Source organism: Pseudomonas sp. YeP6b (assembly GCF_025642995.1).
Taxonomy (GTDB): domain Bacteria; phylum Pseudomonadota; class Gammaproteobacteria; order Pseudomonadales; family Pseudomonadaceae; genus Aquipseudomonas.
In genome coordinates this window covers 776,125-786,335 of record NZ_CP080090.1, presented here as the reverse complement: position 1 = coordinate 786,335, position 10,211 = coordinate 776,125, and the positions used below count along the sequence as shown (strand labels likewise).

The following is a 10,211-nucleotide window of genomic DNA, read 5'->3' as shown; positions in this document are numbered from 1 at the left end:
GATTACCGCCAAAATGGCAAGGAGCCATCGTGCCCACAGTTGAAATGGAACGTCGCCAGGTGGTGGTGATTGGTGCCGGCCCGTCCGGTGCGATCGCTGCCGCGCTGTTAAAGCGCAACGGGCATGATGTATTGATTATCGAGCGTCAGCATTTCCCACGTTTCTCGATTGGCGAAAGCCTGCTGTCGCACTGCATCGACTTTATCGAAGAAGCCGGCATGCTCGAGGCCGTCCAGGCGGCAGGCTTTCAGTTGAAAACCGGCGCCGCGTTTGCCTGGGGCGAGCGCTACAGCGCGTTTGATTTTGGTGACACGTTCAGCAACGGCAAGCCCACCACCTTCCAGGTGCAGCGCGGCGAATTCGACAAATTGCTGGCCGACCAGGCCGCCGTGCAAGGCGTGGACATTCGCTACGGCGAAACCATCGTCGGCGTGGACTTCGCCGGCGAAAGCCGCTACCTGCACGTGCGCCGCGAGAATGGCAGCGAGTACCACCTCAAGGCCAAGTTCGTGCTCGACGCCAGCGGCTACGGCCGCGTGCTGCCGCGCCTGCTGGACCTGGAAGCACCGTCAAATTTCCCGCTGCGTCAGGCGGTTTTCACCCACGTTGAAGACCACATCGACCACCCAGGCTTCGACCGCACCAAGATCCTGATCACCACCCACCCCACCCAGCGCGACATCTGGTTTTGGACCATCCCGTTCAGCAACGGTCGCTGCTCGGTGGGCGTGGTTGCGGCCAAGGAGCATTTCGACGGCCGCGACAGCGACCTCGACGCCTGCCTGCGCGGCTTTATCGCAGAAACCCCAAGCCTTGCCGGCGTGCTGCAAAACGCCGTGTGGGACACGCCCGCGCGCACCATCGGTGGCTACTCCGCCAACGTCAAAACCCTGCACGGCCCGGGCTTTGCGCTGCTGGGCAACGCGGCGGAATTCCTCGACCCGGTGTTTTCTTCCGGTGTGACCATCGCCATGCGCTCGGCAAGCATGGCCGCGGGGCTGCTGCATCGCCAACTCAAGGGTGAGGCTGTGGACTGGCAAACCGAGTTTGCCGAGCCGTTGAAGCGCGGCGTCGATACCTTCCGTTGCTACGTCGAAGGCTGGTACGCCGGCACCTTCCAGGATGTGATTTTCCACCCGAGCAGCTCGCCGGAGATTCGCCGGATGATCAGCTCGATCCTCGCTGGCTATGCGTGGGATGAGCGCAACCCGTTTGTCAGCGAACCCAAGCGGCGGTTGCGGATGTTGTCGGAGATTTGTGCGGGCGAAACAGTATGAGCACTCAATACCTGAGTAAAAACTACGTCGAAGAAACCAAGTTCGGCTTCTGGTTCCTGCGCAGCCACACCTGGCAGCATCACGTGTTGCGCGTGGCGATCAACGACCTGCGCAGCTTGTTCACCGAGCCACTACCGGTAGCGCCGGTGTTGCTGGACGCCGGTTGCGGCCAGGGCAAATCGTTCCAGTATTTACAGCACGTGTTCGCGCCGCAGCGCCTGATCGGCCTGGACGCCGACCCTCACAGCCTGGAACTGAGCAAGGCCGAAGCCGCGCGCCAGGGCCTGACCATCGAGCTGATCGGCAGCGACTGCGCCACCCTGCAAGTGCCGGATGAAAGCGTCGATATCCTGTTCTGCCACCAGACCTTCCACCACCTGGTGGAACAGCATCGCGCCTTGAAAGAGTTCTACCGCGTGCTCAAACCGGGCGGCTACTTGCTGTTTGCCGAGTCCACCGAAGCCTACATCGACACCTGGGTGATTCGCTGGCTGTTCCGCCACCCGATGCACGTGCAGAAAAGCGCCGAAGAGTATTTGCAAATGCTGCGCGAGCAGGGCTTTGAATTCGGCCCGCAGAACGTCTCGTATCCGTACTTATGGTGGAGCCGTTCCAGCGATTTCGGCTTGCTCGAGCGCTGGGGCCTGCGCAACCCGACACCGGTGGGCCAGCGTGAAGAGACCTTGGTGAACTGCGTGGCGCGTAAGCCTTTAGTGAGCGCCGCACCATGATCCGCCTGCTGTTGATCGGCTGCCTGTTGCTGCTGAGCGCCTGCGTCAGCCAGCCGCCATTGCCGGAAAAACCCCCAGCCCTGGCCTTGCCGATGCAACTGCATGTGCAGCGCCTGGCAGGCAGCCAGAGCCAGGATTGGCTGCTGGTGATCCAGCGCGAAGGCGCAGCCATTCGCTGGTCGATGATGGACCCGCTGGGCATTCCCCAGGCCCGGCAAAAGCTGGTAGATGGCCAGTGGCAGGCCGATGGCTTGCTGCCGCCCAACCCTCAAGCCCGCGAGTTGTTCGCCGCACTGCTGTTTGCCCTGACCTCGGCGGATGACGTGCGCGCGCTGTACCCCAGCGCCCAAGCCATGGACCTCACGCGCACGCTGCCAGGCCATTGGCAAATCGTGTATCAGTCTTCCGAGGTGTTTAGCGTGAACATGACGGGCCAGCCGTTGAGCTACCGCATCACGCCGCTTGGGGTTGCCCGATGACAGCTTATCTAAATGCGCTGGGCGTGATCTGTGCCTTGGGGCGCGGCCAGGCCGAGGTCAGCCGCAGCCTGTTTGCCGGCGACTGCTCCGGTATGCGCGCCGAGAGCGGCTGGGTGCCGGAACGTGTGTTGCCGGTGGGTGGCGTGCGCAGCGAGCTAGCGACTATCCCTGTCGAACTGAACCAGCAAAGCAGCCGCAACAACCAGTTGCTGTTGGAAGCGGCGTTGCAGATTGAAAGCGAGATCCGCCAGGCAATCCACGATTACGGCGCATCGCGAGTCGGCGTGGTTTTGGGTACCAGCACTTCGGGCATTGACGAAGCCAGCCGTGGCATCGCCAATTACCTGCGCGACCAGCAATTCCCCGGCGACTACGACTACCAACAACAGGAACTCAGCGCCCCGGCGAATTTCCTTGCCGACTGGCTGCAACTGAGCGGCCCGGCCTATGTGATTTCCACCGCCTGCACCTCCAGCGCCCGCGCGTTGATGAGTGCTCAACGCCTGCTGGACCTGGGCATGTGTGACGCGGTGATCTGCGGCGGTGTCGACAGCCTGTGCAAGCTGACGCTGAACGGTTTTACCTCGCTGGAAGCCGTCTCCAGCGAGCGCTGCAATCCCTTTTCAGTGAACCGCAATGGCATCAATATCGGCGAAGCGGCGGTGCTGTTTCTGATGACTAAAACACCTGCACCCATTGCTTTGCTGGGCAGTGGCGCCAGTTGCGACGCGCACCATATCTCCGCGCCCGAGCCCACCGGCAAGGGCGCGTTGCAGGCGATGCGCAAGGCTTTGGCCAGCGCGAAGCTTGCGCCCGAGCACATCGGTTACCTGAACCTGCACGGCACCGCCACCCAACACAACGACGCCATGGAAAGCCTGGCTGTCGCCAGCCTGTTTCCCGAAGGCGTGGCCTGTTCTTCGACCAAGCCCATGACTGGCCACACGCTCGGTGCAGCCGGCGCGCTGGAAGCGGCGTTCTGCTGGCTGAGCCTGACACACGGCTTGGTACCACCGCATGTGTGGGACGGCCACGCCGACCCGGCGCTGCCGGCCTTGCAATGGGCGCAGGCCGGCGACACCCTGAAAAAGCGCTGCCTGATGAGCAACTCGTTTGCTTTCGGCGGTAATAACGTCAGCCTGATAATCGCAGAGGCCCCATGATCGATTGGCCACTCGCCGAACTGCTGCCCCATGCGGGCGACATGATCCTGATCGACCAGGTGTTGTCGTTCGATGAAGAGCAGATTCACACCCGCCTCACCGTCAAGCCCGGCGGCCTGTTCAACCGCGCGGACGGCAGCCTACCGGCCTGGGTCGGCATCGAGCTGATGGCGCAAAGCGTCGCCGCCTATGCCGGGTGCCGCGCGCGCCAGAAAGGCGATGCGGTGGAATTGGGCTTCCTGCTCGGCACCCGCAAGTTCGAGTGCAACGTGGAACACTTCCCGGCAGGCGCCGAGTTGCGCATCCACGGCCTGCGCTCGCTGGAAGACGACAACGGCATGGGTGTGTTCGAATGCCACCTCACCGGCGACGGTATCCAGGCCAGCGCACGCTTGAACGTATTTCGACCGCCACAGGCGGCCAATTATTTAGATGAACCGAAGGACGAAACGCCATGACTGAATCCGTACTGGTCACCGGCTCCAGCCGTGGCATCGGCCGCGCCATTGCCCTGCGCCTAGCGCAGGCCGGGCATGACATCGTGCTGCATTGCCGCAGTGGCCGCGTTGAAGCGGACGCGGTGCAGGTCGAGATTGAAGCCTTGGGCCGCAAGGCTCGCGTGCTGCAATTCGATGTGGCGGATCGCGCCAGCTGCAAGGCAATCCTTGAGGCCGACGTGGAGCAACATGGCGCCTACTACGGCGTGGTGCTCAATGCCGGCCTGACCCGCGACGGTGCGTTCCCAGCCTTGTCCGAAGACGATTGGGACGTGGTGATGCGCACCAACCTCGACGGTTTCTACAATGTGCTGCACCCGGTAATGATGCCGATGATTCGTCGTCGCGCCGCCGGCCGTATCGTGTGCATCACCTCGGTGTCGGGGCTGATCGGCAACCGTGGGCAGGTCAACTACAGCGCGTCGAAAGCCGGCTTGATCGGCGCGGCCAAGGCCCTCGCTATTGAATTGGGCAAGCGCAAAATCACCGTCAACTGTGTGGCGCCCGGCTTGATCGACACTGCGATGCTGGATGAAAACGTGCCGGTAGAAGAGCTGATGAAAATGATCCCGGCACAGCGCATGGGCACGCCGGAAGAAGTCGCCGGTGCAGTGAATTTCCTGATGTCGGCCGAGGCTGGCTACATCACGCGCCAGGTGTTGGCCGTGAACGGAGGCCTGTGCTGATGAAGCGCGTCGTCGTCACCGGCATGGCCGGCATGACCTCCCTGGGCTGCGACTGGGATACCATCGCCGCCAACTTTCGCGCCAACCGCAGCGGCATTCGGCGCATGGACGAGTGGGACCGTTTCACCGAACTGAACACGCGACTGGCCGGGCCCATCGACGATTTCGTGGTGCCTGCCCATTGGACGCGCAAGCAACTGCGCAGCATGGGCCGCGTCTCGCGCCTGGCCGTGTGGGCGGCAGAGCAGGCGCTGCAGGACGCCGGCTTGCTCGGCGACGAGTCGATCAAGGACGGGCGTATGGGCGTGGCCTGTGGCTCGTCCACCGGTAGCACCGATGAGATCAAGGCGTTCGGCAATATGCTGCTGAACTCCGTGGCCGAGGGGCTGAATGCCAACTCCTATGTGCGCATGATGCCGCACACCACGGCGGCGAATATCAGCATCTTCTTTGGCCTCACTGGGCGGCTGATCCCGACGTCCAGCGCCTGCACCAGTGGCAGCCAAGGCATCGGCTATGCCTACGAGGCGATCAAGTTCGGTCGCCTGCCGTTGATGCTCGCCGGCGGCGCGGAAGAGTTGTGCCCTACCGAAGCGATGGTGTTCGACGCGCTATACGCCACCAGCCTGAAAAACGATGCGCCACAGACCAGCCCACGCCCTTACGACAGCGGCCGCGATGGCCTGGTGATCGGCGAAGGCGGCGGCATGTTGGTGCTCGAAGAACTCGAACACGCGTTGGCACGCGGGGCGCACATCCACGCCGAGCTGGTGGGTTTCGGCAGCAACGCCGACGGCCAGCACACCACCCGCCCGGAGCAGAAAACCATGCGCCGCGCGATGGAACTGGCCCTGGAAGATGCCGGGCTTGAGCCTTCGGCCATCGGCTACGTGAACGGCCATGGCACTGCCACTGATCAAGGCGATATTGCCGAGACATTGGCGACCAGCAGCCTGTTCGGCAGCCGCATGCCCATCAGCTCGCAGAAAAGCTTCCTCGGCCACACCTTGGGCGCGTGCGGCGCACTGGAGTCCTGGTTCAGCATTGAAATGATGAACCGCGACCAGTACGTGCACACCTTCAACCTCGATTCGGTCGACCCGCAATGCGGCGAGCTGGATTACCTGCAAGGTGGCTTTCGCGAAATGCACAACGATTACGTGATGAACAACAACTTTGCGTTTGGCGGCGTCAACACCTCGCTGATCTTCCGCCGCTGGTCCTGAATTTTTAATCGATTGGAGAAAACGGAATGTCTTCCTTGCTACGCGCCACCCTGATCACCCTGGCGTTGCTGACCACCGCCGGCTGCACCAACAAACCGGTGCTCAACACCCAGCACGCGCTGCCGGCCGACACCCAGGTCAGCGAAGACAAAATGAAGCAGGTCATCGTCAACGCCCTGCAAAAACGCGAGTGGACCGTGCAACGCCTGAGCCCACAACTGGTGCAGGCCGAAATCACCGTGCGTAACCAGTGCTACGCCGCCATCGACATCCGTTACACCCGCAACAGCTACGCCATCACCTACCGCGACAGCCGCGACCTGGGCTACAAGGACGGCAAGATCCATCGCAACTACAACCGCTGGGTGAACAACTTGGACAGCGACATCATGGCGGGTTTGCGCAGCAATGGCGCGAATGAGCCGGGGTCGGCGGCGCAGTTGTTTGAGCAGACGGGGACGTCGAAGCAGAACTGATACACCCGCTTTCCTGTGGCGAGGGAGCAAGCTCCCTCGCCACAGGTTATTCGCCCGTCATACCAACGCCTTACGGGTTAGAAGTTCCACAAACGCCTTGGCCATCGGGGTTTGCGCGCCTTTGCGTTGCACCAGCCACACGGCCGTCACTGCTTCCTGATCGAGCAACGTGCGATACACCACGCCATCAATGCGTATGCGCTGGTAAGACGCCGGCAGCACCGACACACCCAACCCCGCCGCCACCAAACCGATGATGGTCATCGCCTCTCCGGCTTCCTGGGCGAAGTGCGGGCTGAAGCCGGCGTCACGGGCCAGGTTGAGCAATTGCGCATACAGGCCGCTGCCATAGGTGCGTGGGAAGAATACAAACGGCTCCTGCGCCAGTTGCGCCAGGTGCAAACCGCGCTCGCTGCCTTCCACCAGCGGGTGGCCGGCATTCAGTACGGCGACCAGAGGCTCACGCATCAGTTCGATGACGCTAAGCGAGTCGGGCAACGGCAGCGGCCGCATAAGCCCGACCTGGATCGACTCATCCACCAGCGACTCGGCCACTTCGGTGCTGCTCATCTCTTGCAGGTTCAGGTGCACCGCCGGGAACGCCTGACGAAACGCAAAGATCGCCTGCGGAATGCTGGAATTGAACGGCGCCGACGAGGTGAAGCCAATCTTCAACTCCCCCAGTTCGCCCAACTGCGCGCGCCGGGCCACGTCCGCCGCCTTGTCGACCTGCGCCAGCACTAACCGCGCCTCGTGCAGGAACAACCGCCCCGCCTCACTCAGCTCGACCCGACGATTGGTCCGCTCAAACAAGCGCGCGCCCACCTCTTGCTCCAGCGCCTGAATCTGCTGGCTCAGCGGCGGTTGCGAGATGCCCAGTACCTGCGCGGCACGGCCAAAATGCAGCTCTTCGGCGACGGCGATGAAGTACCGCAGGTGACGCAATTCCATGCAAACCTCATTAGGTCGTTAAAGCTATCAAACAGGTCGAATAATATATTGGAAAGAATCATTAGGCAGCTATATTCTTTTTTGCATTGCCAGTCCTGGCAGGCTTTCCCTCGCCGAGGTCCCCGTGAAATCTGCTGTCGCTCCATCTGCTCAAGACATCCCGCCTACCGCCTTAGATGAGGTGGTGGCACAGCTCAACGAGCAGTTCATCGAAAAAGGCACGCCGATGTTCATGCGCACCGTGCTGGCGCTGTTCTCCGGTGGGTTTGCGACCTTTGCGCTGCTGTATTGCGTGCAGCCGATGATGCCAGCGCTGTCCCACGAGTTTTCCATCAATGCGGCGCAAAGCAGCCTGATCCTATCGGTTGCCACGGCGATGCTTGCCTTGGGATTGCTGATCACCGGGCCGATTTCCGACCGGCTGGGGCGCAAGCCCGTGATGGTGTCCGCGTTGTTCTGTGCCGCGCTGGCGACCATCGCCAGTGGCTTGATGCCGACGTGGGAAGGGATTCTGCTGATGCGCGCGTTGGTGGGTTTGTCACTGAGCGGTCTGGCCGCTGTAGCGATGACCTACCTGAGCGAAGAGATTCACCCGCAACACATCGGCCTGGCCATGGGGCTCTACATTGGCGGCAACGCGATTGGCGGCATGAGCGGGCGCCTGATCATGGGCGTGCTGATCGACTTCGTCAGTTGGCACACCGCCACGCTGATCATCGGCGCCCTGGCGCTGATCGCGGCCACGGTGTTCTGGAAGATCCTCCCCGAGTCGCGTAACTTCCGCGCCAGCAGCCTCAAGCCACGCAACCTGCTGGATGGCTTTGTCATGCACTTCAAGGACGCGGGCCTGCCGTGGTTGTTCCTCGAAGCGTTCCTGCTGATGGGTGCGTTCGTGACGATGTTCAACTACATCGGCTATCGCCTGCTGGCTTCGCCTTACGAATTAAGCCAAGCCCTGGTCGGCCTGCTGTCGCTGGTGTACCTCTCGGGCATCTACAGCTCGGCGAAAATCGGCTCATTGGCTGATCGGCTCGGCCGTCGTCGTGTGTTGTGGGGCACCATCGTGCTGATGCTTTCGGGGATGTTACTGACACTGTTCACCCCGCTATGGCTGGTGGTGCCGGGCATGCTGATCTTTACCTTCGGCTTCTTCGGCGCCCACTCGGTGGCCAGCAGCTGGATCGGCCGCCGCGCAGTCAAGGCCAAGGGGCAGGCGTCGTCGCTGTACTTGTTCTGCTACTACGTGGGCTCGAGTATTGCGGGTACGGCGGGTGGGTTCTTCTGGCATTTTGCCGGGTGGAATGGGATTGGTGGGTTTATCGTGGCGCTGTTGATTGGCGCGCTGTTGGTGGCGTTGAAGCTGGCGAAGCTGGCGCCGCTGGGGAATGTATAGGCCTGACGCGATTTGCTGTATGTGGGAGCTGGCTTGCCTGCGATAGCGGTAGTGAATTCACCACCGCTATCGCAGGCACACCAGCTCCTACATTTGTTTTGTGTACACCCTAATAAAAAGCCCGGCACTGCCGGGCTTTTTCATTACTCGTGGTACTGCGCCGACAGCTCATGCACCGCGCGCAGGAACGCGCCGGCATGTTCCGGGTTCACTTCCGGCGTGATGCCATGGCCGAGGTTGAACACGTGCCCGCTGCCCTTGCCGTAGCTGGCCAGGATGCGGCCGACTTCGGTGCGGATCGCTTCCGGCTTGGCGTAGAGCACGGTGGGGTCCATGTTGCCTTGCAGCGCCACCCGGTTGCCAACGCGGCTGCGCGCGTCACCGAGGTCGCAGGTCCAGTCCAGGCCGAGTGCATCGGCACCGGCGTCGGCGATGCTTTCCAGCCACAGGCCACCGCCTTTGGTGAACATGATCACCGGTACTTTGCGGCCTTCGTGTTCGCGGATCAGGCCGCTGACGATTTTGCGCATGTAGGCCAGGGAGAATTCCTGGTACGCCGCCGACGACAGGTTGCCGCCCCAGGTGTCGAAGATCTGCACCGCTTGCGCGCCGGCCATGATCTGGCCGTTGAGGTAGCTGGTCACCGACTGGGCCAGTTTGTCCAACAGCAGGTGCATGGCTTGTGGGTTGTCATAGAGCATGGCCTTGGTCTTGCGGAAGTCTTTCGACGAGCCGCCTTCGACCATGTAGGTGGCCAGGGTCCATGGGCTGCCGGAGAAGCCAATCAGCGGCACACGGCCATTCAGCTCGCGGCGGATGGTGCTGACGGCGTCCATCACGTAACCGAGGTCTTTGTGCGGATCAGGGATCGGCAGGGCTTCGATGTCGGCCAGGGTGCTGACGACTTTCTTGAAACGCGGGCCTTCGCCGGTTTCAAAGTACAGGCCTTGGCCCATGGCGTCAGGGATGGTGAGGATATCGGAGAAAAGGATGGCCGCGTCCAGTTGTGGGTAGCGGTCCAGCGGCTGCATCGTGACTTCGCAGGCGAACTCCGGGTTCATGCACAAGCTCATGAAGTCGCCGGCATTGGCGCGACTGGCGCGGTATTCCGGCAGGTAGCGACCGGCCTGACGCATCATCCACACGGGCGTGACGTCTACGGGTTGCTTGAGCAGGGCACGAAGGAAACGGTCGTTCTTGAGGGCAGTCATGTCGGCATCCGCAAAAAAAGTACGGGCATTTTCTCAGAGCGCGACGCAAAAGGCACGGAGTGAGCCGTGCCTTTTGTCTATCGGGTCAATTTGTCGCGGTGATTGGACCTCGCACTTGAGC

Annotated in this window: 11 protein-coding genes; 9 read left to right on the top strand and 2 right to left on the bottom strand. The window is 62.1% G+C overall.

All coding sequences use genetic code 11. The features are described from left to right. Positions 1-29 precede the first annotated feature (29 nt). The 8 genes from KZH41_RS03500 to KZH41_RS03465 are packed head-to-tail and all read left to right on the top strand — an operon-like array spanning position 30 to position 6,535. Positions 30-1,277: an NAD(P)/FAD-dependent oxidoreductase gene (locus KZH41_RS03500; protein WP_263274394.1), complete on the top strand. Its 1,248-nt coding sequence runs from the start codon at positions 30-32 to the stop codon at positions 1,275-1,277. Beyond that, entirely contained in the window at positions 1,274-2,008 is a 735-nt protein-coding gene (locus KZH41_RS03495; RefSeq protein ID WP_263274393.1) for a class I SAM-dependent methyltransferase, read from the top strand. The genes KZH41_RS03500 and KZH41_RS03495 overlap by 4 nt, the downstream gene beginning before the upstream one ends. Further along, the gene (locus KZH41_RS03490) at positions 2,005-2,487 is read left to right on the top strand and encodes a hypothetical protein (protein ID WP_263274392.1); all 483 of its coding nucleotides are present in this window, start codon (positions 2,005-2,007) and stop codon (positions 2,485-2,487) included. The genes KZH41_RS03495 and KZH41_RS03490 overlap by 4 nt, the downstream gene beginning before the upstream one ends. Further along, a complete protein-coding gene (locus KZH41_RS03485; RefSeq protein ID WP_094949278.1) occupies positions 2,484-3,650 on the top strand; it encodes a beta-ketoacyl-[acyl-carrier-protein] synthase family protein in 1,167 nt (388 codons plus the stop codon). Before KZH41_RS03490 ends, KZH41_RS03485 begins: the two co-directional genes overlap by 4 nt. Then, positions 3,647-4,108 (top strand): hotdog family protein, encoded by a 462-nt coding sequence (locus KZH41_RS03480; protein WP_083355642.1) that lies wholly within the window; start codon positions 3,647-3,649, stop codon positions 4,106-4,108. Before KZH41_RS03485 ends, KZH41_RS03480 begins: the two co-directional genes overlap by 4 nt. Next, positions 4,105-4,833 (top strand): 3-oxoacyl-ACP reductase FabG, encoded by a 729-nt coding sequence (gene fabG, locus KZH41_RS03475; protein WP_242154013.1) that lies wholly within the window; start codon positions 4,105-4,107, stop codon positions 4,831-4,833. The genes KZH41_RS03480 and fabG overlap by 4 nt, the downstream gene beginning before the upstream one ends. After that, a complete protein-coding gene (locus KZH41_RS03470) occupies positions 4,833-6,059 on the top strand; it encodes a beta-ketoacyl-ACP synthase (protein WP_094949280.1) in 1,227 nt (408 codons plus the stop codon). The genes fabG and KZH41_RS03470 overlap by 1 nt, the downstream gene beginning before the upstream one ends. A gap of 26 nt (positions 6,060-6,085) precedes the next feature. Continuing rightward, complete coding sequence (locus KZH41_RS03465; RefSeq protein ID WP_263274391.1) at positions 6,086-6,535, top strand: hypothetical protein; 450 nt, start codon at positions 6,086-6,088, stop codon at positions 6,533-6,535. 57 nt (positions 6,536-6,592) lie between these two features. Here the strand turns inward: KZH41_RS03465 and KZH41_RS03460 are convergent, their stop codons facing one another. After that, positions 6,593-7,486: a LysR family transcriptional regulator gene (locus tag KZH41_RS03460; protein ID WP_242154008.1), complete on the bottom strand. Its 894-nt coding sequence runs from the start codon at positions 7,484-7,486 to the stop codon at positions 6,593-6,595. A 157-nt stretch (positions 7,487-7,643) separates the two neighbouring features. Between KZH41_RS03460 and KZH41_RS03455 the strand changes: the two genes are divergently transcribed. Then, positions 7,644-8,879, top strand: a complete 1,236-nt coding sequence (locus KZH41_RS03455; RefSeq protein WP_406979634.1) for an MFS transporter — start codon at positions 7,644-7,646, stop codon at positions 8,877-8,879. Between the two features lie 143 nt (positions 8,880-9,022). On the opposite strand, the gene hemE is transcribed toward KZH41_RS03455, so the two are convergent. Further along, positions 9,023-10,090 (bottom strand): uroporphyrinogen decarboxylase, encoded by a 1,068-nt coding sequence (hemE, locus tag KZH41_RS03450; protein ID WP_094949284.1) that lies wholly within the window; start codon positions 10,088-10,090, stop codon positions 9,023-9,025. Positions 10,091-10,211: the final 121 nt, after the last annotated feature.